Genomic DNA, 26,372 nt, shown 5'->3' on the forward strand with positions numbered 1-26,372 from the left:
TCGACGAGCCTCGGGCACCCTAGTCGCCCCGGCCGTCGCGAACGCCGTGTTGCAGGCACCGGCCGACGCATCCGGTGACTGCCCATCCCGTTGGAGTCAAGGTGGCATGGGATAATCTCTCCAGCGGGGCAGCTCGCCAGCATGCAAGACATTGGATTTCGTGTGACCGGCGCACCGGCTCTTCAGGTGAAGTTCCTCTCGTTAGCGATTGGTCTCGTCGCACTGGCTTCCATCGGCTTCCCCGCCGACTTTGGCAAGGTCACCATGTCCAGAGTTGCGGAGGGCATTTACCTCTTCACGACCTCGCGCTACGGGGACGTCGGCTTCGGCGGGAATTCCGTTGCCATCCTGACCGACGACGGCGTCGTGATGTTCGATACGAGCGGCACGCCGGCCAGCGGCCAGGCCATCCTCTCCGAGGTTCACAAGCTCACCCACAAACCCGTACTCTTCGTCATCAACTCGCACTGGCACTGGGACCACTGGGGTGGCAACCAAGTGTTCAAGGCCGCTTTTCCAACCGTCCAGTTTCTTTCCCATGAGACGAATCGTGACCAGATGATCAACGTTGCCGTACCCTGGAACGCGCCTGGTCTCGAACGAGATCTCCCCAACTACATCGAGCGGCAGAAGCAACAACTCGCGGCATCACAAGCGAATCACACGCCCGAAGCCGACCTTGCAAGCAGGCGGGAGTTGCTAGCCGCCGACGAGGACTTCCTCCGGCAGAAGCGCTCAGTCACTTACACCTTCCCGACCGTCACCTTTGGCGAATCGGCGACCCTCTATGTCGGTGGTCGGGAGCTTCGCGTGCTGCATGCGCGTGCGATCACACCGGGTGACACCTACGTCTACCTTCCGGGGGACAAGATCCTGATCACCGGTGACATCCTGGTGAGCCCCGTGCCGTTTGCGGTAGGTGGAACCTATCCGCAGGAGTGGATCGCAACCCTCGAGAGGCTCAACTCGTTCGAAAGCTCCATCATTATTCCCGGGCACGGCGACGTCGAGCGTGACAAGACCTACCTTCACCAGAACCTGAGGCTTTTCCAACATCTGCTGGCCGACGTCAAGGACGCGAAGGAGAAGGGCGCGACCCTAGAGCAGACGATGACTCTGCTACTGAATGATGCCCTACGCTATACCGTCGATCTCGGCCTTCCGGATCGCCGGCTGGCTGAATTCAAGAGCTACTTCCTCGAAGTCTTCGTTAACCGGGCCTATCGTGAACTGGAGAAGCCGCTTGGAGACAAGCCCACCACATAGGAAAGGCAGCGGAGCGGCTGAGAGTGCAGCAAGAGAACGGACGGAGAGAGCCACAGATGAATTCCCTTGTTTCCCCGGACAGCCATCCTGCGCCTGTCGTTGGCCTAGGGCGTCAGCCTAGCGCCACGACGTGGCAACGAATCCCGTCCATTGACATCATTCGGGGCGCGGTGATGGTCCTCATGGCCATCGATCACGTGCGCGTTTATTCCGGCCTTCCAGCAGGCGGCCCGTCGCCAGGCATCTTCTTCACGCGTTGGGTGACCCACTTCTGCGCACCCGCCTTCGTGTTCTTGGCCGGTACCAGCGCCTTCCTGAAGGGGACGAAGCTAAGGGACCCGGGGGCACTCGCCCGGTCGCTGCTGATCAGGGGGGCATGGCTGGTGTTGCTGGAGCTGACGGTTCTCCGCCTGGCGTGGACCTTCAACCTCGACTACGGGCATTACTTGCTCGCCGGCATTCTCTGGGTCATTGGCTGGTGCATGATCCTCATGGCCGCTCTCATTCGCCTGCCCACCGCGGTCATCGCCGTATTTGGCCTCACCATCGTCGGTGGCCACAACGTCATGGATGGGCTGGCGCCCCGGCTGTTGCCAGCGCTGCAGGGAAGCTGGCTGGCGCCGCTTTGGCAGGTACTCTACTTTGGCGGCCCCGTTGCCCTCGGCAAGGACGGTCCGACGCTGGCGGTGCTCTACTCGATCGTGCCCTGGATCGGCGTCATGGCGCTGGGCTATGCCTTCGGGGTGGTGATGCTCATGGCGCCAAGACCCCGTCGTCAGGTCTGCCTCGCGCTTGGGCTCGGCGCGATCGCCCTCTTCCTGGTTCTGCGCGGCTTCAATCTCTACGGCAATCCGTCACCGTGGGGCGGGCCGCAGTCAAGGCTCCCGCCGCTCTTGTCGTTTCTCAACACCAACAAGTACCCGGCATCGCTCGACTTCCTCCTGATGACGCTGGGGCCGACGATTGCTTTGATCCCACTCCTCGAGCATGCCAAGGGCGCGGCCGCGCAGGTCTTGACCGTCTTCGGGCGAGTCCCGTTCTTTTTCTACGTCCTTCACATACCGCTCATCCACGCCGCGGCAATTCTCGTCTCCCTGCTGCGGCTCGGCGAAGTGAGCCCTTGGCTCATGGCGAACCATCCCATGATGCCTCCCCCGCCCCCCGATGGTTACACCTGGGGGCTGGGCTTGCTCTACCTCGTCACGGTCGGGGTGGTGGTAGCCCTGTATTTCCCCTGCCGCTGGTTTGAAGGCCTGAAGCACCGGCGCCACGAGCCCTGGCTAAGCTTCTTGTGACGAGAGAGGCCTCGAGCAAGGCATCCGCAGATGCGCGGGGATGAGGCTCTGCGGAGGTCCGTACTCTATGCCCGGCTGCATATGTCGAGCGCGGGCACGAGACGTCGAGGGCGGACGGGCGCCTCGACGCCGTCGGCAGCGGGCAGCTAGGGGCTGGGAGTCGTGAGGGCGTAGACGGCGAAGGTGGCGAGCCAATGCTCGCCTTCATAGTTGCCGCTGGCGACATTGGCGAGAGCGTCGGTCAAATGACGCTCCGCCGACTCCAGCAGGACCCTTCTTTGCGGGTCGCCGGGCGGGAGTGCGCTGGCGACCGCTCTCATCGCCCACGCTCGTGACAGGTTGAGGCCGTCCAAGTGGACGAGTTTAGGGTCGGACCTGTCCGTCACCGTGGCCGGACTTCCCAGATTTTTCGGCAACTCGGGCAGGAAGTTGCTGTACCAAGCAGCGAACTCCCCGGGCTTGAGTACGCGGCGCATGAGATCGGCTTCCATGAGCGCGGGCGAGAAAAAGTCCTCCCCACCCGGCTCCCAGGCGGCGGGGACATTGCGGTCGTCCAGGTAGTAGAACCGGCTGCGGTCGACGAGAAGGCCTTCGAGCTTCGTGTTGCCGAGCTCCCGGGCGTAGTCCAAGGCGAAGGCGATGCCGAAGGCGGTGTTGGGGTGGACGCCCGTTCGTATCGCATAGTTCTGCTTGGGAAGAAAGGCCTCGAGGCGGGCCGCTAGAGCTTCCGCCAAGGGCTCCATGTTCCTGGACCAGGCCCGCAAGTCGGGGTCGCTCGAGGAGTGCAGTTCCGCCGCCAGTTTCAGTAGCCACGCCCAGCCATACGTCCGCTCGAAGCTCTTCGTCTCCTTTTGATTGAGGTACCCCACCTCCCCCGCCACGCTGTTCTCGGAGAAGCTCTCGCCCAAGGCCTTGCGTATCTCCCGCGCCTCCGGCAGGTCCGGGAAGCTCTTGAGGAGTCTTACCAGCAGCCAATGGCCGTGGACTGAGGAGTGCCAATCGTAGCAGCCGTAGAAGGCGGGGTGCATCGCCTTCGGGGACCGAACGCCCGTCGCGTCGGCCATGACGTGGTCGGGCTTGTTCGGGAACTCCCTGTTGATGCACTGGAGGGCGAGTCTTGCGAAGCGGGAGGCGTCTGTGGATTTTAGGTCGGTGGCCGAGGCCGGGGCAGCAAGGAAGCCAAGCGCCAGGGCAATGATCATCGTGCGCCATTGTAGCGATTTTCTGGGATTCTCCTCTCGCTGGGCAATCGCGCGATCGACATACCGGCGAAGAGCGCAGGGGCCGCCGCGAATCCGCGATGGCCATCACGACTGCCGTACCAGAACCGTCCGGCGCTCGCGGCGGTGCGCACCTGTCTCTAGGCGGGGGATGCGCAACTGCGCCTGCCCTGGATCAGGGCCGAATGAACAGCCGGTCGGCTTCCTCTCTTACTTGGCGCTCCGACCATAGGCCGGCAAGGGCCGGTTGCAGCGGAACTCCCAGCGCCCTGGCCGTAGTCTCCAGTACGCCGCCGTCGACCCGAGGGATCATCGGGGCCACCTGGTACGCCGGATCCGCGAATGCCTCGTCGGGCGAAATGATTGTCCAGCCACGAGCGCGGAACATGTCGATGACGTCGCCCAGGAAGAGCGCGTTGAGTAGCCTGTGGTGCAACAGAATCACGTGCTTTACCGCACGGCCGTAGAGCTGCTTCGCGAGGCGGTCGAAGGCCTGCGCATCGTCCCACACGTGTTTAAGGTACATCTCGCGCCAGGGAGCTAGGTCGAGACTCGGATGCGTCGCCAGCGCCTCTCTCAGTTTCTGATCCACCAACCAGTCCGAGGTGTCGATGCTGACGTACCCGATCCGATAGCCCTGTTCCCGCAGGAACGCCCGAATACCGTCTCGCTTTGCCTCCTCGGCACCCTCCCGCAGAAACGGGAAGCGGAACAATTTCCGGTACCCCGGCAGCGCCCGGATGACGGCGTCGCAGCCCAGGACCTCCTGCTCGAACGCATCCAGGCTTGTCGTTTCCGCGTTGAAGTCCGGATGCGTGACGCTGTGGTTAGCAATGAGCTGTCCCCCGTCCGACAGACGTCTCAGCAGGGCGAGGCCCTCGGGCCGGTCCGCTCCGCTCTTGATCGTCACGAAGAACATGGCCTGCACCCCCCTATCCCGCAGGTGGCGCAGGATCGCCTCGTTGCGCTCGGTGGGTGTCATGAGCGGCGTCGAGTCGATCATTGGTCCATCGTCGAGCGTCACCGACACCGCCTGGGCGGCGGCTGACAGCGGTAGGCCGCCGCAAATCAGTGCAAGGAGCAGGCACCGGACGGCGGTCATCGACCCCCCATGACATGCCTCACAAGCAGCTGCTGCCGGAAGTCCGCAATCCTGACGGTCCTCGCTATAGTCGCCCCAGACGCCCCGCGGGCCGGGGGGCCTCATCGTCGGTGGCGTTCGAATCGGTAGCACCGGACTCCCCCACCGCACCTCAGGCGCGTTCGGTGAAGCGTTCGAAAGGAACGATGTCGGGGGCCTCCGCGGCAATGGCTCTGAGCGCATTCGTCCTCAGCCACTTGCTGACCTCGGACTCCTCCCAGCCAACGGCCTTGGGATAAGTGGCAAAGAGCTCCTTCCTGAGCGCAGTGCGCACTTCTTCCCAACGCTCAGGATGGGTCTCGATGTACCGCTCGACCCCGTGCCGGACGAACTCCTCGTAGGCTTGCCGCTGGGCAGCGACCCGCTCCTCCCTCCGCGCCTGGTGCTCTTCGGCCGCTTCACTCTGGCCGGGGGTCAAGAAGCTCGGCGCGACGGGGTCGTTGTTCTCGATGAAGCGCACCAGGAAACCGGTTGGACTCGCATACTTCCAGGGCTCCTTGCTGACCACGTGGTCCACATACTCGATCTGCCGGAGCACGTCCTGGCCCGGGGTCAGAGAGCGGAGCAGCCGGCGCGCCACCCGCTCCGCGATCCCCCGCCGCTTGAGCTCACCCATGAGGTCACCCGCCCCCGGGGCGCTCGCTTCCGCATTGCCCGCCGCGGGCGGCGGGACCGCCTCTCTCTCGCCCTGACGCAGCCGGCGGTCCCGGTGGAACTTCTCCCCGTGGTGGAGGACGACCTTGTAGGCCTCCCCGTCCGCCGTCCGCTCGATGGCCCAATTCGCAAGATAGCCGTGGGCCTGAAGCTCGTCGAGGGAGGGCCCAAGCTGTTCCTTTGCCCTTGAGAGGTGCTCGTAGTGGTGGATGCTCAGGATCTCGCAGAGTTCGTCGTACCGCTTTTCGAAGGCGCCGTCCTGTCGGGATGCGTAGAGCCAGATCTGGAGGAGCGGCACGAGCGCCTTGGCCACGTGGTTCTTGAGCTTGCGGTAGGTCTCGAGATCCACGGGGAGGACGTGGTTGTTGTTGATGTTCTCGAGCTGCCACTCCGAGAGCCAGACGTAGTTCTTGTCCGCGACCCTCCCCCCCTCCATCTCCTTGCCCATGCTCACGGCGCGGTCGAAAACGCGGAAGCGGTCCGTGGCCCAGACCTTCCGGCCTGCGAGGTACACCACCCCCTTCGAGATGATGGTCGTCGAGTACATCACGTTCAGCCACTCCTCGATGTCCTTGTAGCTGCGGCCGCTCTTCCGGTGGCGCAGCAGGGAGAGGATCTCGGCGGACGTGAACTTGATGGGGTTGCTGACTTTTCCGTCCCTCTGTCGCACATCAGCGATGAGCTTCTGCAGGGCCAGGTACTTGTCCTGGTCGGCCGTGGTGGGAAGGCCAAAGAGGGCGGCAGGGACGATGGTCGCCGACGCCTCGACCTTGACTCCGTCGATGACGCGCGTGAAGGTGATCTCCTTGGCCTTCACGTCCTTGATGCGCTTGTTCGAGGGGGTGAAGTAGCCGAGGGAGGCCAGGTTCTTCTCGACCTTCACGAACTCCACGGGCGCTCGGTCCAGGCCCAGGTTCTCGGTCTCCCCCTTTCCTGTCGTTTTGGCCACCAGTCGACGACCAACCGCCTCCTCGATCTGAGTAGCTGATCTCTTCATTCCTGAGTCACCAGCATCACCACCCGTTCCTGTGCGGGGCTGGATGGTGTTGTTGAATGAATTGAGCAGGAGGAGATGGAAACCGTGTTGAGTACTGTTGAGAGCTGCGAAAGGGCCCGAGTGCACAACGAGTTAGACGGGGAATTTTCGGTCGGAGGACACGGGCCCTTCGGTTGCGGGACACGCTCGCTTCGCTCGCTCCACACCCCTCTTTCGGTCGGGAGACGATGGATTTCGGTCGCAGGACACCCACTTTTTCGGTCAAGAGACAGCAGCCTTTCGGTTGCGGGACACCGCATTTTCGGTCGAAGGACACTCGTATCACCAGGGATAGAACACCCTCCGGGTGGCGCGAAAGTCCTTGACAGCGGCTCGATAGGAGGCGTACGGTGAAGGTAGTTCAGAACCTCCGGATCCTCCAGCGACCCGCCAGTGCCACCTGGTGGGTTTCGTATTTTTGGGCCCTTCTTGGGGCCTTGATCACTTCTGGGAGAGACGTCCCTCCTCGTGAAGGCCGCAGGCTCGCGCCTGCGGCGCAAGCCCCGGGTTTGCGGTGTCAGGGTCGGTTCAGCCCCCCGAAAACCCCGGTTGCCACCCCGGAGCTACGGGACGACCACGCCAAACCTGCACCTCCCCCACGGGGGACGTATGCGACCGGGCCTGCGCGACCCCTTGTAGGGTTCGAGGCCCAGGCGCACAACGGATTGTGTCCAGCGAGGCTAGCAAGGGCCTGCGCAGGCTGTCAAGGGAATTCTTAACAGTCAAGGAAAAGCTTACGGGTTGGGGGTCTGGCGGGCTACCGGGCCATTCTCTCCTGTGGCGCGAACGCATCGAACATGGCCTGCAGGGCGGGCCCCGGCTCGCATGTGTGGGGGGTCCGCGTTAGGCTCTCGGGGCCGGCGCGTCGGAGGCGAATCACCCCCCGTCGCTCCAGGTTCCGGAGGGCCAGGTGAACGGCCTCGCGGGTCACGCCTAGAGAGTCCCCCACCTGCCGGAACGAGAACTTCTCGGTGTCGAGGGCGAGGCGCAGCATCTGGGTGTGGCTGGGCGTGAGCCGAAAGGTTGGCCCCGCGTGCGTCTCGATCCACTCGCGCTGTTCGGGAGTGAGCATTTTGCCTATTTCTCCTGCCCGGGGATGAGGTGTCCGTAGGTCCTCTCGATGGCCTCTTCGATGACGACAGTCCGATTCGCCTTCCCGCGACCACGGGTGCCCTCGGCGCAACGCCTAGCGATCTCGGCGAGGATGAGCGCCTCGATCCGGGTCGTGGTTCGGATCTGCAGCCGCGCCGGCCGGGGCTCCCCCTCCAGCTCGGGTTCGGGCTGGGGGACGGGTGCCGGCCCCGATGGGGCGGGTCGCACCAGGCGTTCCGTGGGAGCGGCGGTCGGCGCGGAGATGACGCTCGGGGGCGCCGCCGGCCGCCATTCTTCCCTCGTTCGGAGGGGAGCGGGACTGGCTGGTGCGGGAGAGAAGCTTGGGGCGGGCGCGGCCGCCACCGGCCGCGGTGCAGGCGTGGGGGGAGCGATCCCGAGCTCCGCGTAGGGATCGCGGGCCTTGCGATATTCCGTCATCGGGCGATCCTTTCGGCAATGCTCTCGAAGGGGCCGGACGCCTCGCGGTCGTAGTCATACACGGGGACGCCCCGGCTGAATGCCTCCGAGATCTTGATCGTGCGTCTGATGGGAGCGAGGACCTCGAGCTTCATGGGGTTGCCCTCCAGAATCTGGAGGATTTCTCGCATGAGCGTCGTGGTCCCTTGGTACATGGACGGGATGATGACCGGCGGTTGCAGATTCGGGTTGAGGTGAGTCTTGATCTTGCCGTAGGTCTCGTAGAAGTCGCGGAAGGCGTTGGCGGCGGCCTGCTCGGTTTGCACGGGCACGAGGGGCACGTCCGCCGCGACCAGCGCGTTCGTCGTGAGCCGGCCGAGGTTCGGCGGGCAGTCGATGAAGACGAAGTCGTAGAGGGTCTTGACGCCCGCCAGGGCCGTCCGCAGGCGGAAGTTGCCGTCGGGCTCCTCCCCGAGGATTTTCTCGGCAGATATGAGGCGTCTTGAGCCGGGCACGAGATCTATACCCCGAACCCGGATAGCCGCTCCGGAGATCGGGAGGCCCTCCAGGAGAACCTCGCAGAGCGTCTTCTCGTCGGGAGGGTTGATTCCGAAGGCGTCCGACTGACAGTGCTGCGGGTCGGCATCGACAATCAGCACTCGGTGGCCGCGGTCCGCGAGGATGACGGCGACGTTCATGGCGACAGTGGTCTTCCCCACCCCGCCCTTCTGCATCGCCACCGCGAAGACCTTCATCTCGCTCCCCTACTGATCTCACTCAGGCTTGGCTACTTGCCTTCAATCAGCCAAGTCTATTTATCTCAAATAATGAAAGTAGTCAAGTAGGAAATGAGTCTTAGCTGAAAACAGTCTTGGTGCAAAGCAGACAAGGCTGAATCCAGCAAAGGCGGAAAGCCTCAAAGACGCAAAGACGTAAAGCCAACTTTGCGTAAAGGCTAAAAGACTACAAGTCTACTTAAGGTATCTATAGATAACTAGCCTTAAACAAAGCTAAAAATATCAGATGCGATATCTCACTGGCATCTAACACCATCTCTCACTGGGACTTCTGCACCGATGGCACGCGCGTCAAGGAACACATGCTGAGCCTGCTGCCCACACAAATGCGCTCGGGCCCCCAGGCCACAGCGTGACGTGGTCGGGGAGCCGGTGAGCGCGGAGCGCGGCGAACGCGGGGCCCGGGCCTACTCGCTAGTCAGTCGAAGCGTGAGACGGGACTCGCCGTGGCCGCTCCAGGGGCGGGAAAAGGGGTCTCTGCAGTAACGTGGCCCAAATGGCGTGTAGGTTACTCAAAACGCGGGGGTTCGGTCTCGTGAAACAGGCCGGCTCCCAACAAATTACCGCGCGACTATTCCACGCACAATCTATGTAAATGCCATATCTTACAGACTCGTGGAACGCCGCATGAGCAAGCGTGAAACAACACCCTTCTTGCGAGCGTCTTGAGCGGAAGTGCATCTGCCAGCCACCACGAGTCTCGCCTGTTCTGCACTCCGATCAAGCGTCGACCACGGGCTCCGGTACCCTACGGCGCACGCTGTGGAAGGCGAATAGCGCCAGCGCGGTCCAGATGCAGGCAAAGGCCGCCAGCTTCGCGCGGTCGAACAGCTCCCCATACACGACGACGGCCAGCAGGAACTGTAGCGTGGGTGAGAGGTATTGCAGGAATCCCATCGTCGACAGAGGCAGCCGCCGGGCCGCCGCCGCGAACAAGAGCAGGGGCACGGCGGTTACCGGTCCGGCCATCACCAGGAGAATATCAAGGGTGTGGTTGCCGGACAGGAAAGCCGCGCGTCCGGTGGCCACCATCACGACGAGATAGGCGCCGACAAAGGGCAGCAGCAGCAGGGTCTCGACCGTCAGGCCGATGAGCGCGCCCACGGGGACCACCTTGCGCAGCAGCCCGTAGAACCCGAACGACAAGGCCACGGCCAGCGAGATCCAGGGCGCACGGCCGACGCAGATGCCGAGCCAGACGACGCCGGCGGCGGCGATCGCGACCGCCACCCGAACCAACGGCGGCAGCCTCTCGCGGAGGAACAGCACCCCGAGCAGCACGTTCACCAGCGGGTTGATGTAGTAGCCAAGGCTGCTTTCCAGCAGGCGGTTGTTGACCACGGAGAAGATGTAGACCAACCAGTTGATCGCGATCAGGACCGTGCTCGCGCTCAGAACGGCCAGCACCCGCGGCTCCTTGAGAGCGAGCCCCACCTCGGCCAGCTGACCCTGATGCCAGGTGAGCGCAAGCAGCAGGACGAGCGCCCAGAAGACGCGATGACAGAGGACCTCGAGTACCGGCGCCTGCGCGGTTGCCTTCAGGTAGATGGGGAAGAAGCCCCACAGGCCATAGGCCGCGAACCCGTAGGCGATACCGAGGCTACGCTCGCGACGCGGGTCCTTGCTCATCTCCGCGAGTATGACTCAGACCCGGTTCAGCCCCAGCATGGGCCCAGGAGTATTGATTCCCTCTGCTCTGAAAGACCCGGTTGGGCCGCCAAAATCTGCCAACCCAGCACCAACTGGGGAAGAACCGACAAAAGATCGCTCGAACTTGTCGTTCCCTGGGCCTCTGGTTCGTCTATACAGTAGAGCTCGGGGTCGCAGCCGGTCGAGACCGCCCGGAAACCCAGCCAAGAACGCGAGACCAGAAGCAGGCTAGAGCATGCGATTCATTATTTTGTACCAGTCGGGCAAGGACTCCGATGCGCCCCCGAGCCAGGGGGAAATTACCGCGGTCGGGCAGCTGATCGAAGACATGGCGAAGGCCGGCGTACTGGTCGCCACCGAAGGACTCCAACCGAGTTCGAAGGGCGCGCGCGTCCGGATCTCGGGAGAGAAGTTCACCGAGACCGATGGCCCCTTCGTCGAGACCAAGGAGCTGATCGCCGGCTACGCGATCGTCAAAGCAAAGTCCAAGGGCGACGCGATCGAGCCCGCCAAGCGCTTCCTCAAGGTGATGGGGGAGCGTGAGACCGAGGTTCGCCTGATGCACGACACGCCGGCCTTCGAATCCGGGAACGCAGCAAATCGCCCAGCGGCGACCGCGAAGCGGTAGGCGCGGGAGAAAAGGAGCGATCAAAGGTGTTTCAACACTCGTTGGAGCAGAGGGGCGACGTTGGAATCGTGCACGTGAAGGAGACCAAGCTGACCTACCCGGTGCTGTCCTCCTTCTTTGGCGCCGTGCGCCGAATCGTCGACGGGGGCGCTCGCAAGCTGGTGATCGACCTGGGCGCGGTGGCCTACATCGACAGCGTCGCGATCGGCTGTTTGATAGACATCTACCGGTTGCTCGAACACCGCCACGGTGCTGTGAAGCTGTCCGGCCTTCAACCCCGCGTACAGACGATGCTCTTCATGACGGGCGTCCAGAAGGTGGTGCAGGTTTACCGCGATGAGGTCGAGGCGCTGGCGGCGTTCGGCGGACGGCCGAAGCAGATGGCGGATGTTCTGAGCCCCGTTGCTGGAGCGTAGGTGGCCGCGCGTCCGTGCATCCTATGCCCGCAAGAGGCCCTCGGATATGTAGCGCCAAGGCGAGACGGCCAGCCCTCCCACTTCACACTGGACTGGGGCAGGCTGGAGATGGCTTCCGCGGGAGGGTCCACGAACTCGACGGCGTCGGTCTGCCCGAATTCCTGCGAAAAGCCTACACATTGCCCTGATTTGATAACGCTGTCCCAGTCACAGGCGTGGTCGCTGCCCCTCTTAACCCTTGGATTTCACAGGTGTAGAGTGAGAGATCGCAGCGCGATCGAAATCGTGGGCATGCGAATTGCTCCTTTACCCTGAGGTATTGAGGCCTTTCCACCGGTTCGGGGGGCTTTCGGGAGGCGGCATGACGAGGCCAATTACGGTGGCAGTGGCGGCATTCGCGCTTGCGGCGTGGCCGGCTCTTGCCATGAGTGCAGGTCATGAGGGAGGCCGCGGCGGAGGTGGTCATAGCGGAGGAGGTAGTCACGGAGGCGGCGGCGGTCACGCGTTGGGAGGAGGCGGACACTACGGCGGGCATGCCGGGGGTGGCTGGCATTCCTCGAGCGGGCACGTGGGGGGCTGGGGGCATGCGGTTCCGCGCGGAAGCTACGGGCGGGGGTACAGCGGCGGCGGCTATGGACGCGGTTACCGGGCTTATGGCTCCGTCGGGCGCGGCTACGGCTACAGACCCGGCTACGGGTACGGACGTGGATATCGTTATGGATACGGCTGGGGTCCGTATTGGGGCTTGGGCTTCGACCTCGGATGGCCCTACTACGGGGCCGATTACTACAATGTTGCCCCCTATTACTACGGCTCTCCTTACCCCGACACGGGCTACATCGGGAACGGGGATGGCTACCATGGGGATCCTGGTGGCTATTCCGGGGGCGACAGCCCCTCCTATGGGAGCCGTGGCGACTACTCCGACGGGGGAGGACCGAACAACCAACCGCAGTCGGGTGGCGTTGCGGTGCGGATGGTGGTGCGGCCTTTGGATGCCACGATCTATATGGACGGACGGTTCTGGGGGAGCGGGCATGATGCGTCGACCCTACGTCTTCCTGAAGGGCGTCATCGGGTCGAGGTCGTTCGCCCGGGCTTCCGGACCTACACCCAAGATTTCGATGTGAACGCCGACCGTCCCGGCCAGCTCTCCATCACCCTGGAACGTCGGTAAGTTAACGACTGAACGGGGGCTCTTCGCGGCATCCCGTTCCTTAGACCCTCGGGTGGGCGAAGAGCGGCTGTTGGTGCCGCCGTCCCCGCGGTGCAAGAGAAGCGATGCGTTTGGCTACGGTTTACTTCGCTTCATTTGGCCTTGGCCGACTTGGAGTTGGACCGACTCGGGTGTCCCTCCGTACCGGGCGTGCTTCGCCTCCGGGAGCGGGGGGGGCCGCCGGGGCTGCGAGAACCATCCCGACAACCAATTCCTGGTGTTCGTCCGTGGTACCGGAACCGCTCTGGCCTGCACCCACGGCAGCGACGTCGGGGAGAGTGGCGGTGGGGGAATCGGGAGAGAGGCGCCGGAGCCCCTCTTCTTCTGCGGGGAGTTGACGGTCAGCCACCCCTAACTGTGGCGTTTCGCTCTGCCCTCGCGATCGGCACCGGTTGTGTTCGCGAGAGTCCGAGGACCGGGCTCGATTGCGGCATGGCGGTTGAACCGAGGCCGGGGGCTTGAGAAGACGCGAATGGCGGGTCCTCTCCGCCCCATCACTTTCCGACCTTCCAGGCCCCGCCTTCCAGCACCATCTTCAGGATATGGCCTATGACCATGCCATCTTCGGCTCGGTGGCCCTCGATTGACGCGAGGGCCGAGCCGTCGGTCTGGGGGACGATTCTGACAACCACGCTGTCGGCAGGCACGTCGGCGGCGAGCTGCTTCAGCATCTCGAGACCGTCGGCGCCGCGGTAGTCGGCCGCGGCAGGGGTGTTGAGGGTCGCCAGGAAACCGCTCAGCTCTTTTCGTCGGATGGCCGTGATGTGTCGGCTGGCGGCGAGCGCGGGTGGGCTCGCGAGGGCCGAGGCCTGCTCCTCCGCCGTTGGCGGGCGCGGGATTGGTGCCGCGAAAAGCACGTCGTATTGCCACACCACTCCCATGAACGTGTGGGGCCCGTCGACAGAAAGGCGCCCCGCGATGGCGGTGCGCTCCAGTCGCTCGCGCGTGAACTTGTGCATCCCGGCCGCCGACACCATGCCGTCGAACCCCTTGGCGAACAACGATCCGCCAATCGGAGAGCCTTGTGCATCGATGACGACCTCGACCATGTGCGCCCTACCGTCGCGGGCCAGGTGGATGAGCTCGAAGACATCAGCACGCGCCTCATCGGAGAGCGCCACGTCGCTCAGCAGCACGTGGACGTCCTCGGTCTTTTTGTCGAAGAAACCGGGCTGCGCGGTTGCATAGACATGGGCGATCGCGACCGGCACGCCGCTGATCGTCAGCGTGCCAGTCACGGTGCCCTCCTGCCCAGCGGCCTGCGGCGCAAGGGCGAGGAGAGCGACGAGCGCGATCAGTGCCACTCCTCCCTATCGAGCTTCCAGGCACCGCCCTCCTTGACGATTGTGATCTTTCCGGCCTGCTTCTCCTTCTTTGCCGCGTCTGAGAGGCTCGCGGCGAGGCCTTCGGCCGTGAGGAGGGCCCCGCCCTCCGGCGTGCGCTCTTCCTTGGTGACCTTGAGCTCCGTGAGCGCCCCCATGATCTTCATCATCCCGAACATCTTCTCGCGGTCGGCGGCTGGCGTGGCCTGGACCTGCTTGAGGTTCTTGGCGGCCATGAAGGGAAAGAGGTCATCGACCTTCGTGGCTTTGTCGAATGCGGCTCGGTAGGCGACGTAGAACTGCGTCGCCGTCTGCGCCTTCGGCTGTGGGGCCTGGGCCCAGGCCGTGGACGTCAGAACCAGGGCCAACCCAGTCGACCAGCTCGCGATCTTGACGGTGTGCATGGTTTCGCTCTCCTCTGGAAGTGGAACAGCAGGTGCGGTGATGTGATGAACAGCATTCTACCCGGTCTCACGTCGCCGAGTCCGTGGCGCGTCCGGCGGGCGGAGTCGGCGTCCTCAACGTGCCGTTCACGCTTCCCGTGGCGTTCGCCTGAAGCACGTCTGGTCGCGGATGTCCCCTGGGCGACGGAAGATGGTGACCCTAAGGCGTTGGGACGCTACTTCGTGTCCATGGCTATTGCAGAGTTCCGAGGTGATACAGGGAACGCCTGGCGCCCGCCCAGCGCATCGGCGCTCACTAAGACGTCCTTCGGGGGCCACGTCGGTCGTGGAGAGAAGGCACTGAGGGGAAACGTGATTTCCTCCCCGGGAGCGAGCACACCGCTGGTCGCCGCGGTCGCCAGGGCCCCGTCAGGGCCGACAATGGTGACGGAAATCTCGGCCACCCGACCCCCGGTGGCGTTCGTGAGCGTGAGCCACTCCGCATCCAGCTCAACCCGGAACCCGTGCCGGCGGGGCTTGGCCGCCGGACCGGCGGTGATCCGCTCAGGCGCGGGGGAGGCGGCTTCCGCCGGGCGCGCCTCCGATGCGGACGGAGTGGGGGAGACGGGCAGGGGCAGGCTTATGGACGAGGAGGACGCCAGAGGCGCGGATGGGCGCGGAGCGTGGCTGATGGCGAGGGCGGCAAGGCCGAACAGGACCAAAGCCAGGCTCATGCCGGCCACGGCCATACGAAGGCGCCTGCGCGCCGGAGGCGAATGAGAGGAGGCTCCGGTGGCCTGGGGGAGCTGAGCTGACCGAATCGCAGCCACGAGGTCGGGGAGGGGGAGCCGGCGCGCCGGGTCCTTGTGGAGAGAGCGCCGCAGCGCATCCTCGAGGGCTGGGTGGACTTCAGGCCTGAAGTCGCGGACGCGGCGCGGAGCCAGGTGGCGGTGGGCAGCGAGCCATTGGTTCGGCGTGGCCCGTCGGGGCAGGTCGTAGGCGGGCCGGTTCGCGAGCAGGAGAAAAGCGAGGGCGGCCAGGTTGTAGACGTCGGCGGGGGTGCCGAGAGGGTGCCCGTCGTAGGCCTCGGGACAGGCCCAGGACGGAGTGCCGGGGAACTGGCCAGTGCCGGTGAGCCGCGCATCCTGCAGGTGCTTGGAGATGCCGAAATCGCCGAGCTTGAGGAGCGGCGCCCGGGAGGAGGGGAGAAGGTAGTTCGAAGGCTTGATGTCTCGATGGATGACGCCGACCGCATGGGCCTCGGCTACGGGGATGGTCGCGGCCAGGGCGAGGTCCAGGGCCTCCGTGGTCGTGAAGGGGCAGGCCTCCTGTTCCCGGCGCTCCAGCTCGCGCTGGAGGTCGGGTCCGTCGACGGACTCCATCTCCAGCCACGCCGTGTCGTCGTCGAGGAAGAACGCGGTGTAGACCTGGACGACCGCATGGCTGAGGATCCGCTGCGTGTTCGTCACTTCCGCCTGCAATCGCCTCTTGATGGTGCGGTCGAAGCGGTGGAAGACCTTGAGGGCCACCGGCTGGTCGAGCACCAGGCTCTGGACGCGAGCGACCACGGCGAAAGCGCCCGCGCCGAGGAAGATCCAGCTGTCCGGGTCGTACCGGCTCGTGAACTCCGCGCGGAGCTTCAGGAGGGCGAGGATGGCGTCGGGTGACAAGGGCAGCCTCAGTGCTCGGTGGAAGCCTCGGTCGGGATGTTCAGGGTCCGGCGCCAGCGCCTTAGAGTCGTCTCGCCCATCCCCAGGGAACGGGCGGTGGCCGCGCCGTTGCCCGAGTGCTGCTCCAGCCGCGCGAGGATCAGGTCCCGACGGAACTGGTTGATGGCGTCGCGGAACCTGAGCTCGAAGAGGCGGTCGCGCGTGCCCGCCTCGGCGGGGGAGCAGGCCTGGGGGTAGGCGTGGCGCAGGGACTCGCGGTCGATTCGCGCCCCCGGTTTGGTGTGGGTCACGAGCTTGGCCGCGACGCCCGAGAGCTCGCGCACGTTGCCGGGCCAAGAATAGGCAGCGAGGACGCGCAAGACCGACGGATCGAAGCCAAGGGTGGGCCGCCGGAGGCGGCGCTCGTTGAGGACACGGTAGTGCTCGAGCAAGGGGATGATGTCGAGCGGGCGCTCGCGGAGCGCGGCCAGCCGAACGGTGTGGCCCACCGTCATCCGGTCCAGGAGGTCGGGGAGGAACTGGCCCTTGGTGGCGGCGTCGTCGAGGTCGCGGTTGGTGGCCATGATGAGGAGCACATCCACGGGGATCTGCTCCGCGACGCCCACGGGCTGCACCGTGCGGTAGTCGAGCGCCCGGAGCAACGTGGCCTGGACGGGCAGGGGGAGATGGGAGATCTCGTCCAGGAAGAGGACCCCTTTGTGGGCGGAGCGGAAGAGGCCCTTCTCGTCGCTGATCGCGCCCGTGAACGCCCCCCGCTTGTGACCGAAGAAACGTGAGGCCGCGAGCTCCGAGGTGATCTCCGCGCAGTTGATGGTGACGAAAGGACCCCTCCGCCGCTCCGAGTAGGCCCCGATGTAGCGTGCGACGACTTCCTTGCCCGTACCCCGCTCCCCGAGGAGGAGGAAGGGGGCGGGGGAGCGGGCGCTGGCGGCGGGGATCAGGGTCTCGTGGAGCTCGCGGCGAAGGCGCAGCATGTGGTGGCTGTCCCCGATCAGGTCGGGGGCTCCCTCGGGCCGCGCTTCGGCTCCGAGGAGGGCCTGAAGGTCCCGCTCCCGGCGCTGGGCCTGGAAGAAGTATCCGAAGAGGCGACCGAGGGCGGCCGCATAGGTATCGAGCCACACCAGGTCCTCGAACTCGTATGCGAGGCCCGGCTGGCTCTGCTGAAAGTAGAGGATGGCGAGGACCCCGCTCGCGTAGGGATCGACGATGGGCGAGCAGAGCACCGAATAGGGCTCATCTACGAAGGCGGCCGTTTGCAGCGTCAGCATTCGAGGGTCCTGGATTACCTGGCACTGTTTGCTCTCAAGAGCCTTTCGGATCACTTGGGCGCTGATGCCCGGCGCGCTGCGGCCGCTCTCCGCGGCGAGGACCTGCTGCTCGGAAATCCTGCCCACGGCGTGGATGCTGCGGAGCTTGGGCGGGTCATCCTGCTCGACCAGGAGCAGCAGCCCGCGCTGCGCCTTGCATCCCCGGACGGCAGCATCGAACGACTGACGAAGGGCGTCCTCGAGGTCGGCGGTACCAGCAAAGACGGACAGCGCCTCGTTCAGCGCGGAGATGAGAGCGGGGTAGTCGCGTGTCTGGAGTGGCGGCTGGAGACCCTCGTCTTCCCTGGGGTCGCCGTCCATGGGGGCGCAAGTCTAAGGTCACGGGCGGGGTTCCGGCAAGAATTAGTGAGCTGTTTCGCCGTCACCGGACTCGACCGGGCCACTTTGACGGTTCCTGTCCAGCCAATTCACGATTTCGTTCGCAAAATTCCCGCGCTTCGGCTGCCCGAACCCAGGATCACTGATCCCTCGGGCCAGTCGCCGCCCGCACCGCTCTCCAAGTGCCGCATGCAGTCGTTGGCCAGATGACCGGCGCAGTACGGCCACTAACGGCGGTGGGAGAGTCGGAGGTGCCCGCCGGAACTGGCGAAGCGGGCTGCGGGCGAGGTCTAACTGCAGGCGAGGTTGGGCCTTGGGAGTCCAGTCACGCGGGGCATCCCGCTTGCTGGGGAAGGAAGCCCGGAGGTGAGGCATGCTGGACGCTCCGAAGGCTTCGCTCGGGTCGAGCGCCCTTCCGCCACCGGGAAGCCTGCGTCTCTCGAGACTGCGACCCCTCGCCACCGCGCTCCTTGCGGCGGGGCTCGTCCTCGTCCTGGGGGCACCGGCCTGGGCGGCGGGCGATCCCCTGAACGGTCTCGTCGAAGTCATCACCCAGAATGCGCAGCGATGGAGCGCGGCCCTCATGATCGTTGGAGGCCTGGGGGCGGGGGGTTCGATGGTGCTGGGCCACCACCAGTCCGGCGACCATGCGCGGCGGTTTCTCTTTGGATCGCTGTTCCTCCTGGCCGCGGGCGCGGGAGTCCAAATGTACTCGCGCATGCAGAGCCTGCTGGGAGGCTTCTAGCGTCGGGGCTGTGTCCGAGCGGGGGTCTGCCTGAGGGTGGGGCTCCCGCGGCGAGGGAGGCTCTCCAGGGTGAGGGTCAGGCGGAGCCTGGTTGGACTCGGAGCGGCGCTCGCTTGCTCGTGTGGGAGCGACGGCCCGGCTCTGACCGACTCGGGTCCGATAGCGGTGGCGCCTTTTCTCGGGCCGTACACGTTCTCCCTCACGGCGTCCCCGAGCTGCGGGCAGCCAAGCTGGGCCTGGCGCTGGAACGGGGAAGGAACGGGCGCGGGAGCCAACTCCGTGGTTACGCTGCCCGGTGGGGACCCCCGCATGACCGTCCGCCTGTACGACCTCATGAGCAGCGTCAATCCCCGGCGGGTGCTTGTTGTCCTGGACCTCGAGCGGGCGCCCGTCGCCGATAACCTGTTCGTGACCTTCTACAGCCTGATCGAGAGCGTCGCCGTGCCGCCGGGAGTGCGTTCCCCTGTCTCGGGCCTCGCCACGGGCGAGATTGCCGTCTGGGATAGCCAGACCTTTCAGCCGCGGAGCTGCGGGGCCGCCGATCACGCGTGGGAGCTCGCACCGCGTTGAGGCGTCAGACGGAGGTCCTCCGCAACCTGGATGACCCCCTGAAGCTGGGGCCGCTGACCGTGCGCTCGTGGGGCGTGGTGCTGGTCGCGTTCAGCGTGCTGGCCGCGGTCGATCAGCTCACGGGATTGCTCTCGCTGCTCCCGCCCTTTCGGCTGGGGATTGTATTGGAAGTCTTGGGGGCGGCCGTGGCCGCGCTCACGCTCGCGTACATGGAGCGGCAGGAGGACGAGCATTTCGTGCCCAGCCTGATCCGCTTCTACCTATCGCGCCCCGGGCGCTTCGTCTACAGCGCGGCCGCGAATGAGCGTCTCGCCAAGCACCCTTTGGAAGTGGTGCTGCGCTCGCGTGCGGCTGGGGGTGGACGAGCTTGAGGCTGGAGGAGCGGACCCTGACGGGCGAGCTGAGCATCGTCGATGTGCTCGACGACCTCATTTGGCACCGGGACGGGCGGGTGACCCTCGTGTACGAGCTCGTGGCCTTCCATGAACCCGGCATGTCGGACGCCGAGTTCGATTCCGCCGCTCTGCGTGCCGATTCCGTCTGGAGCAGCGGGCTGCCGGAAGGGAGCGAGTACCAGTTCATCGTCGTGGTTGACAAGGAGGGGGGGCGGGTGGGCGTTGAGGCTTGCCTGCCGCCAATCCCGCAACTGGATGATCAGGCCCGTGTCTTGGAGGAGTTCCGGCGGGGGAGGCTCGCGCAGCTGACGCGGGCCTCGGCGGGTTCGGGGGTCCCCTCGTTCGTACAAGCCCGGCGGCACTACCTGACGGCGTCCTTCCGGCCGGAGTGCCTGGAGGGGCTGGTCAAGAAGGGCCTGACCGCGCACCTGCGCGCGCTCGTCACCCGGGCTGGCCGCACCAGCCGACGGTGGGACGAGGTCTACACGGGAGTGCTTTCAAGCTCGCGGCGCTTCGAGCGCCGGGTGGAGTACGGCCTCTGCCAGATCGCCCTGGGATTCTCCCGGTGCGGCACGGAGGACATTATCAAGCTGATACACGAGCTCTTGAGCCCCACGACCAGCCGATCCGCGCCCCTCACGCAGCTCTCGAGACGTGCCCGGGCCGAGAGGGACGAGTTGCCCGGGAGTTCGGTGGGGGAGCGGCCGTACCTGGGCGAGACGAGCACGGCCTGGTCGCTCGTGGAGGACGACATGGCGGTCCGGCCGGGGCTGCTCGAGCTGGGAGACCGCTGCGTGGGCGTCGTCACCCTGAAGCAGCTCCCGGACCGGACCGAGCCCGGGATCCTCGTCCCCCTGCTCTCCCTGCCCCGAGCGAAATACGTTCTCGTCTACGGGGTGGAGATCCCCCCGGGCGGGCTCGAGCTGCAGACGCTGCGGGCCCGGGCGCGCCTGGCCGCGGGCCTGCGCCTGCAGAACTTCCTGGTCAGGACGGACCGCGCCGATCCCCTCGCGGCCGCGGTCGAGAAGCAGAGCGACGAAGCGGTGAGCCGGATCATCGTGAGCACCCTGCGCATCCTGGGGACGTCGCTCTCGATCGCCCTGTACGAGGACTCCCCGGAGGCGCTCGAGGAGGCGGCCCAGGAGACGATCGCCGTGATGGCGCGGGCCCACGGCCTGAGGGGCCACCGGGAGCGCTATCTCGTGAAGGAGGCCTTCCTGGCCACCCTGCCGGGCTCGCCCGGGCTGCCCGAGCGCCGCCGGCGAACCCTGACCCCGGTAGCGGTCGACATGATGCCTGTCCACGGCTTTTCCTGGGGCACGGGAAAGATCCCGTTCCTGACCCCCTCGAACAGCGTGGTCCTTTACGATCCCTTCGATGAGGCGCTGCAGTCCAACGCGAACATCCTCGTGACCGGGACCTCCGGGTGGGGGAAGTCGTTCGCGGCCTCCTACGTGCTCTCCGGCGCCTACCTCGCGGCAGCATCGCGCCGAGAGCCGGCGCCCTACACCTTCATCCTCGACAACGGTGCATCCTACGAGCGGTACGCGCAGCTCCTGGCCGGGAAGTACGTGCCCTTCACCTTCGATGAGCCGCCTGGGGTCGAGATCTTCGAGTGGGACGAGGCCGCGGGCGGCCTGGACGAGCACGTTTCCCGGCTGGAATGGCTGCTGTTGGACCTGCTGCGGGTCGACGGGAAAGAGGAGGAGCGCTTCGAGCGCGTGAAGGCGAGCGTGGAAGAGGCGCTGAAGGAGCACATGTACCGGGGGGGACTGCCGCGCAGCTTCGTGGGCTTCGCGGAAGCTCTGGGGCGGGTGGGGGGGCCCCACGCGGATGAGCTGCGGCGGGCCCTTTACCCCTACACGGAGGGGAAGTTCGCGCGCCTCTTCGAGGCGAACGCGCGGCTGGCCATGGCGGAGGGCTGCCATGTCATCTGCTACGACTTCAAGGGGCTGTTGGGGGAGCATCGCGACCTCGCGGCGCTAGCCCTTCGGCTCGCCATCTATGAGGTACGGAAATGGTCCGCCCGCGTCAGCCGCCGCGGGCACCGCACGTTCCTGACCCTCGACGAAAGCTGGGCCCTCCTGGACGGAAGCACCTCCGGCTCCGCGGTGGCGTCTGCGGCGGGGCCATTCCTGGCTAGCTCGATCCGCATGGGTCGCAAGGAAGGGATGTCGGTGCTCAGCCTCTCCCAAGTCCTTGAAGACTTCTCGGGCTCCGCCTTCGGTGCCGCCATCCTTGGGAACTCGGCGACTCGGTTCGTGGGGCACCCGGGCGCGGAGGGCGCCGAGACCCTCCGGCGCCAGCTGGGTCTGAGCGACCGCCAGGTGGAGCAGGTCGCCGGCCTCCGCCGAACGCCCGAATTCCACGAGTTCCTGCTCCTGCGCGGAGAGAGGAGTGACGTGATCCGGGTGCCCGGGGATCCGTTCTCCCGGTGGGTCTTCTCGACCTCACCAAAGGAGCGAGAGCGCATCGCGACCCTGAGCGCCCTCCGTCCCGAGCTGAGCCTGTTCGAGCGCATGAAACTCTTGGCCGCCGAGGGGTGAAGCACAGCGCGATTCCCCTAAAGGCGCGCGCGGGGCAGCCACCACCACCGTGTCGAGGGCAACCGGATTCGGCAGGCAGCCCGAAAACGTCGAGGGCGGAACCGACAACGGCCGCCTCTTAGGGGAGCGGTACAATCTCTACGGAACGCGAAGCTTTCGATGACCCTGCTCCCTCAATTCGAGCTCAACGAAAACTACGCCACGTTCCGGCCAGAGGGACCGGCGACCGTCGCTGCCTTTGTCTCGCTGGTTCATCAGGCGATGAAGGCCTGTCAAGACAGGGGAGTTACAAGACTGCTAGTTGATGCCCGGCAGCTGAGCCACGCACCCCTCACCGCCGTAGGTTTCTTTGAGCTCGGTAGCAGCCTGGCGGCAGCTTGGGATCCCCACATCAGGCTCGCGATGGTAGGCCGACCTGACCAAATCGATCGCGAACGGTTCGGTGTGTTGGTCGCTGAGAATCGCGGGCTGCGCTATAGCGTGCACGAGAGCGAAGCGGAGGCACTGAGCCACCTGCTGGCAAAGGGAGGCGCCGAGTCTCCCTGAATCTCGCAAGGAGACGTGATGCGTCCGCCCGACGGCAGCCACTCGAGCCGGCTACTCGACTGACTGAACGCGAGGGTGGAAAGGCGAGGCCCCCGTCGCCGGGGTTCCCGCCAAGAGCCAGGCGCCGCCGCCCAAGGCCAGAGCGACCAGCGCGCTGTTCCACTCGTTGCCGTTGCGCAACCCCTCGGCGACTCGGGGCGCGTGAAGAAGCACGAACCAAAGAAGAAACATGAGCCCCAGGAGAGAAGCTGACAGGCGGGCTTTCTGGCCAGTGACGATGCTGAGGGACGCCGCGATGAAGGCCACCCCGGTCAGGTAGGTCCAGAATAGATGGCCGGGGAGCCAGTTGGGTATCAATGTCGCGACGAACGTCGCGTACATGAAGTGCTGCACCCCAAAGACGGCCATCGGGAGCGCAAACAAAAGGCGCCCGAGCGTGAGGGTTGGACCTCCCGCAAGGAAGAAGGTGGCGCCGCACATTGCGAGCGCTTCGAACGCACGAGTCCGCGCAACCCCGTCGCGGAAAATCGCAACCGGCCCCGGTAGATGAAAGAGCAATACGATGACGAGGAGGAGCATGCTCAAGAGGCTCGACGCCCGGCGAGCGTACTTAGTCGTCACGATGCCCACTCCGGCGGCGAGCAGGACAAAACCCGAGATAAACGCCCAGAAGGTGCGCCAGGGGAGCCAAGAGGGTGCAATCAGCGGTCCCGGCACGAAATCGGCGTAAGCGAGCTGCTGAATGCCAAGCGCCCCAACGGCGATGGCGAAGGCTAGCCGGCCGGGCTTGGTCAGTTTGTCCATAGCCGAGCACTCTGACCTAGGCAGCGACTCAAGACAATAGTCGGATGGCCAGACTCGATGGGGCGCCAGCGACTGGCTATATACTGCGCCCAACCTTCCTTGCGGTCGGAGGGGCTGGTGTTGCGTCCGGCCGTGCTTAGGAAGCGAGCGTGGACGGCATCCTGCGACGTGCACCAGGAAGAACCGATGCGGCCAGCCCCGGAGAGATCTCGACGCGCCAACCGTCTGATTCAAACTACATCCCACGAAGAGGAACCATGGGTCTATTGCGCCTCGCTGCCGTCATTCCGCTTCTTTACGGCCTGGCCGCCTCCACCGGAGGCGATGAACCCACGCTGACGGGTTTCACGCCCGCGAACGCCCGCGTCGAACGAGGGTGGGAGAGCAAGTTCCTGGCCAGTCCGAGCCCCGACAACATGCGGGAGACCATGCGGCGCCTGAGTGCTCGGCCACACCACGTGGGGTCGGCTTACGACAAGGACAATGCGGAGTGGATCCTGGCGAGGTTCAAGGAGTGGGGCCTGGAGGCGAAGATCGAGACCTTCGATGTGCTGTTCCCGACGCCGAAGCAGCGACTCGTCGAGATGCTTGAGCCGACGCCGTTCAAGGCGAAGCTGGAGGAGCCGGCCCTCGCGGTCGATCCCACGAGCAGCCAGAAGGCCGAGCAGCTCCCGACCTATAACGCGTACTCGGTCGATGGCGACGTCACTGGCCTCCTCGTGTACGTGAACTACGGCCTCCCCGAGGATTATGAGCAGCTGGAGCGACTCGGGGTCTCGGTCAAGGGGGCGATCGTCCTCGCTCGCTACGGCCACTCGTGGCGCGGCATCAAGCCAAAAGTAGCGGCGGAGCACGGCGCCGTCGGCTGCCTCATCTACTCCGACCCGCGCGACGACGGGTACTTCCAGGACGACGTCTTCCCCCAGGGGCCGATGCGCCCGAGAGAAGGGGTACAGCGCGGAAGCGTCATGGACTTCCCTTCCTCGAGTCCGGGCGATCCCCTCACACCGGGCGTGGGGGCGACGCCAGAGGCGAAGCGCCTTCCCCTCGCGGAGGCGAAGAGCATTACGAAGATTCCGGTATTGCCCCTCTCCTACGGTGATGCCGAACCGCTTCTAGCCGCCCTCAGAGGGCCGATGGCGCCGGGGGAGGGGAGGGGCGCGCTGCCGGTTCCATATCACGTGGGACCAGGGCCGGCGAAGGTACACCTCAAGATGGCCTCGAACTGGGATGTCAAGAAGGTCTACGACGTCGTGGCTACGATCCCCGGAGCGGAGCAACCGGACCAGTGGGTCGTGCGCGGCAACCACCACGATGCCTGGGTGAACGGCGCGGAAGATCCGATCTCGGGTCTCATTGCCCTGATGGAGGAGGCTCGGGCGATCGGTACCCTCCTGAAGGAGGGATGGAGGCCGAAGCGCACGATTGTCTACTGCGCGTGGGACGGCGAGGAGCCGATGCTGCTGGGATCCACGGAGTGGGCGGAGACCCACGCGGAGGAGCTGCGCCGGCACGCTGTCGCTTACATCAACACGGACGGCAACAGCCGCGGGTTTCTCTCCATGGCCGGGTCGCACACCCTGGAGCCGTTCGTCAACGCGGTGGCGCAAGACGTGCAGGACCCGGAGGCAAAGATCTCCGTCTGGAGGCGCCTGCGGGCAGAGGCCCTTCGCTCCGCCCGAAGCGCCGACGACCGCCAGGAGATCCGCAAGCGCAGCGACTTGCGCATGAACCCTCTGGGCTCGGGCAGCGACTACACCGCCTTCATCGACCACCTGGGCGTGGCGAGCCTGGATTTGAGCTACACAGGTGAAGACGAGGGCGGCATCTACCACTCGATCTACGACGACTTCTACTGGTTTACGCACTTCTCCGACAAGGACTTCGTGTACGGGCGGGCTCTCGCCCAGACCGTGGGGCTGGCCGTTCTGCGCCTCGCCAACGCGGACCTCCTCCCATTCGCGTTCGATGGCTTCGCCGACACCATGCAGACCTACTTGAAGGAGCTGAAGGCGCTGCTCAAGGAAAAGCAAGAAAAAGTCGCCGAAGTCAATCGCGAGATCGATGAAGGAGTGTTCTCGGCGACGCTCGATCCCCGGCGTCCCACGATCGCTCCTCCGAGAGAAGACGTGCCTCCCCACTTGAACTTCGCCCCGCTGGAGAACGCGGTGGAGGCCGTCCGCCGGAGCGGCGAGCGCTACGCAAAGGCGAGCGCACGGCTGCAGGGGCGCGATGGACTCCCCGCCGACGTCCTCTCGCGAGTGAACGGGCTGCTGATGCGGAGCGAGCGACTGCTGACCTCGGAAGGAGGCTTACCGCGAAGGCCGTGGTTCAAGCACCTGATCTATGCGCCGGGCGTCTATTCCGGTTACGGGGCGAAGACCATGCCCGGCGCGCGGGAAGCTATAGAACAGAAGCGTTATGCGGAGGCCGACGGCGAAATCGCACGGATCGCAAGCGCACTGCAGGACGAGGTGGCCTTGATCGACTCCGCGTCCGCGGAGTTGGAGAAGACCTCGAGTTGAGGGGGGCGCAGTCCAACACCTCGAGGACCGTCCGTTTGTCAGTTGAGACAGGCCATATCCCGACTAAGCATGTTTGAGCGCTACACAGAACCGGCTTTCAGAGTAGTCTTCTTTGCGAGATACGAGGCAGCCCAGCTTGGCAGCTCTTCCATAGGAACAGAACATCTGCTCCTGGGGCTCATCCGTGAAAACAGCGGCTTGACGGCCCGCCTTTTCAGGGAACGAAACGTCTCCTCGCGGGACGTGAGGGCAACGCGACGCCCGGCAGCCGGTTGCGACCAGCAGAGGCTGCCCAAGGCTATCGGACCTGCCTCGGCGTCGGTTAGTGGTACCGTGGCATCCTGACTCGCCCACATGACGGGCGCTACGGCCAGGAGGGCCGGAAGTAAGGC

General features: G+C 65.4%; 24 protein-coding genes. 12 read left to right on the plus strand and 12 right to left on the minus strand.

Going from position 1 to position 26,372, the window contains the following annotated elements:
• Positions 1 to 162: 162 nt before the first annotated feature.
• Positions 163 to 1,266 carry an MBL fold metallo-hydrolase gene (locus VN461_11820; protein HXB55466.1) on the plus strand — a complete coding sequence of 368 codons (1,104 nt, stop codon included), beginning with the start codon at positions 163 to 165 and terminating at the stop codon, positions 1,264 to 1,266.
• Positions 1,267 to 1,322: 56 nt separating this feature from the next.
• Positions 1,323 to 2,561, plus strand: coding sequence for a heparan-alpha-glucosaminide N-acetyltransferase domain-containing protein (locus VN461_11825; GenBank protein ID HXB55467.1), 1,239 nt, complete (start codon positions 1,323 to 1,325; stop codon positions 2,559 to 2,561).
• A gap of 146 nt (positions 2,562 to 2,707) precedes the next feature.
• Here VN461_11825 and VN461_11830 read toward each other — a convergent pair whose 3' ends face one another.
• The 7 genes from VN461_11830 to rarD all read right to left on the minus strand — a co-directional run bounded on the left by VN461_11830 (position 2,708) and on the right by rarD (position 10,547).
• Complete coding sequence (locus VN461_11830; protein HXB55468.1) at positions 2,708 to 3,763, minus strand: DUF2891 domain-containing protein; 1,056 nt, start codon at positions 3,761 to 3,763, stop codon at positions 2,708 to 2,710.
• 193 nt (positions 3,764 to 3,956) lie between these two features.
• Positions 3,957 to 4,883 carry a polysaccharide deacetylase family protein gene (locus tag VN461_11835; protein HXB55469.1) on the minus strand — a complete coding sequence of 309 codons (927 nt, stop codon included), beginning with the start codon at positions 4,881 to 4,883 and terminating at the stop codon, positions 3,957 to 3,959.
• Positions 4,884 to 5,034: 151 nt separating this feature from the next.
• Positions 5,035 to 6,573, minus strand: a complete 1,539-nt coding sequence (locus VN461_11840) for a replication initiator protein A (GenBank protein ID HXB55470.1) — start codon at positions 6,571 to 6,573, stop codon at positions 5,035 to 5,037.
• A gap of 796 nt (positions 6,574 to 7,369) precedes the next feature.
• Positions 7,370 to 7,684: a helix-turn-helix domain-containing protein gene (locus tag VN461_11845; GenBank protein HXB55471.1), complete on the minus strand. Its 315-nt coding sequence runs from the start codon at positions 7,682 to 7,684 to the stop codon at positions 7,370 to 7,372.
• Between the two features lie 5 nt (positions 7,685 to 7,689).
• Positions 7,690 to 8,142: a hypothetical protein gene (locus VN461_11850; protein HXB55472.1), complete on the minus strand. Its 453-nt coding sequence runs from the start codon at positions 8,140 to 8,142 to the stop codon at positions 7,690 to 7,692.
• Positions 8,139 to 8,876, minus strand: a complete 738-nt coding sequence (locus VN461_11855; GenBank protein ID HXB55473.1) for a ParA family protein — start codon at positions 8,874 to 8,876, stop codon at positions 8,139 to 8,141. Before VN461_11855 ends, VN461_11850 begins: the two co-directional genes overlap by 4 nt.
• A 762-nt stretch (positions 8,877 to 9,638) precedes the next feature.
• Positions 9,639 to 10,547 carry an EamA family transporter RarD gene (gene rarD, locus VN461_11860; GenBank protein HXB55474.1) on the minus strand — a complete coding sequence of 303 codons (909 nt, stop codon included), beginning with the start codon at positions 10,545 to 10,547 and terminating at the stop codon, positions 9,639 to 9,641.
• A gap of 271 nt (positions 10,548 to 10,818) precedes the next feature.
• Between rarD and VN461_11865 the strand changes: the two genes are divergently transcribed.
• From VN461_11865 to VN461_11875, 3 genes are all read left to right on the plus strand, one after another.
• Positions 10,819 to 11,196 carry a YciI family protein gene (locus VN461_11865; protein ID HXB55475.1) on the plus strand — a complete coding sequence of 126 codons (378 nt, stop codon included), beginning with the start codon at positions 10,819 to 10,821 and terminating at the stop codon, positions 11,194 to 11,196.
• Positions 11,197 to 11,222: 26 nt separating this feature from the next.
• Positions 11,223 to 11,612 carry an STAS domain-containing protein gene (locus VN461_11870; GenBank protein HXB55476.1) on the plus strand — a complete coding sequence of 130 codons (390 nt, stop codon included), beginning with the start codon at positions 11,223 to 11,225 and terminating at the stop codon, positions 11,610 to 11,612.
• A 745-nt stretch (positions 11,613 to 12,357) separates the two neighbouring features.
• A complete protein-coding gene (locus VN461_11875; GenBank protein HXB55477.1) occupies positions 12,358 to 12,789 on the plus strand; it encodes a PEGA domain-containing protein in 432 nt (143 codons plus the stop codon).
• A gap of 533 nt (positions 12,790 to 13,322) precedes the next feature.
• Here the strand turns inward: VN461_11875 and VN461_11880 are convergent.
• From VN461_11880 to VN461_11895, 4 genes are all read right to left on the minus strand, one after another.
• Entirely contained in the window at positions 13,323 to 14,132 is an 810-nt protein-coding gene (locus VN461_11880; protein ID HXB55478.1) for a hypothetical protein, read from the minus strand.
• Entirely contained in the window at positions 14,123 to 14,554 is a 432-nt protein-coding gene (locus VN461_11885; GenBank protein ID HXB55479.1) for a hypothetical protein, read from the minus strand. The genes VN461_11880 and VN461_11885 overlap by 10 nt, the downstream gene beginning before the upstream one ends.
• Before the next feature lie 215 nt (positions 14,555 to 14,769).
• The gene (locus VN461_11890) at positions 14,770 to 16,203 is read right to left on the minus strand and encodes a serine/threonine-protein kinase (GenBank protein HXB55480.1); all 1,434 of its coding nucleotides are present in this window, start codon (positions 16,201 to 16,203) and stop codon (positions 14,770 to 14,772) included.
• 8 nt (positions 16,204 to 16,211) lie between these two features.
• Complete coding sequence (locus VN461_11895) at positions 16,212 to 17,831, minus strand: sigma 54-interacting transcriptional regulator (GenBank protein HXB55481.1); 1,620 nt, start codon at positions 17,829 to 17,831, stop codon at positions 16,212 to 16,214.
• 391 nt (positions 17,832 to 18,222) lie between these two features.
• Between VN461_11895 and VN461_11900 the strand changes: the two genes are divergently transcribed.
• The 5 genes from VN461_11900 (at position 18,223) to VN461_11920 (ending at position 22,651) form a co-directional block, all read left to right on the plus strand.
• Positions 18,223 to 18,594: a hypothetical protein gene (locus VN461_11900; GenBank protein ID HXB55482.1), complete on the plus strand. Its 372-nt coding sequence runs from the start codon at positions 18,223 to 18,225 to the stop codon at positions 18,592 to 18,594.
• Between the two features lie 309 nt (positions 18,595 to 18,903).
• Complete coding sequence (locus VN461_11905) at positions 18,904 to 19,164, plus strand: hypothetical protein (protein HXB55483.1); 261 nt, start codon at positions 18,904 to 18,906, stop codon at positions 19,162 to 19,164.
• Positions 19,161 to 19,535, plus strand: a complete 375-nt coding sequence (locus VN461_11910) for a hypothetical protein (protein HXB55484.1) — start codon at positions 19,161 to 19,163, stop codon at positions 19,533 to 19,535. The genes VN461_11905 and VN461_11910 overlap by 4 nt, the downstream gene beginning before the upstream one ends.
• Entirely contained in the window at positions 19,532 to 22,105 is a 2,574-nt protein-coding gene (locus tag VN461_11915; protein ID HXB55485.1) for a hypothetical protein, read from the plus strand. The genes VN461_11910 and VN461_11915 overlap by 4 nt, the downstream gene beginning before the upstream one ends.
• 159 nt (positions 22,106 to 22,264) lie before the next feature.
• Complete coding sequence (locus VN461_11920) at positions 22,265 to 22,651, plus strand: hypothetical protein (GenBank protein HXB55486.1); 387 nt, start codon at positions 22,265 to 22,267, stop codon at positions 22,649 to 22,651.
• 51 nt (positions 22,652 to 22,702) lie between these two features.
• Here VN461_11920 and VN461_11925 read toward each other — a convergent pair whose 3' ends face one another.
• The gene (locus VN461_11925; GenBank protein ID HXB55487.1) at positions 22,703 to 23,455 is read right to left on the minus strand and encodes a hypothetical protein; all 753 of its coding nucleotides are present in this window, start codon (positions 23,453 to 23,455) and stop codon (positions 22,703 to 22,705) included.
• A 257-nt stretch (positions 23,456 to 23,712) separates the two neighbouring features.
• Between VN461_11925 and VN461_11930 the strand changes: the two genes are divergently transcribed.
• Together VN461_11930 and VN461_11935 are read left to right on the plus strand one after the other, a co-directional pair.
• Positions 23,713 to 25,980, plus strand: coding sequence for a M28 family metallopeptidase (locus VN461_11930; GenBank protein HXB55488.1), 2,268 nt, complete (start codon positions 23,713 to 23,715; stop codon positions 25,978 to 25,980).
• 69 nt (positions 25,981 to 26,049) lie between these two features.
• Positions 26,050 to 26,325 (plus strand): Clp protease N-terminal domain-containing protein, encoded by a 276-nt coding sequence (locus VN461_11935; protein ID HXB55489.1) that lies wholly within the window; start codon positions 26,050 to 26,052, stop codon positions 26,323 to 26,325.
• The last annotated feature ends 47 nt before the right edge of the window (positions 26,326 to 26,372 follow it).

It is taken from the genome of Vicinamibacteria bacterium (assembly GCA_035570235.1).
Taxonomy (GTDB): domain Bacteria; phylum Acidobacteriota; class Vicinamibacteria; order Fen-336; family Fen-336; genus DATMML01.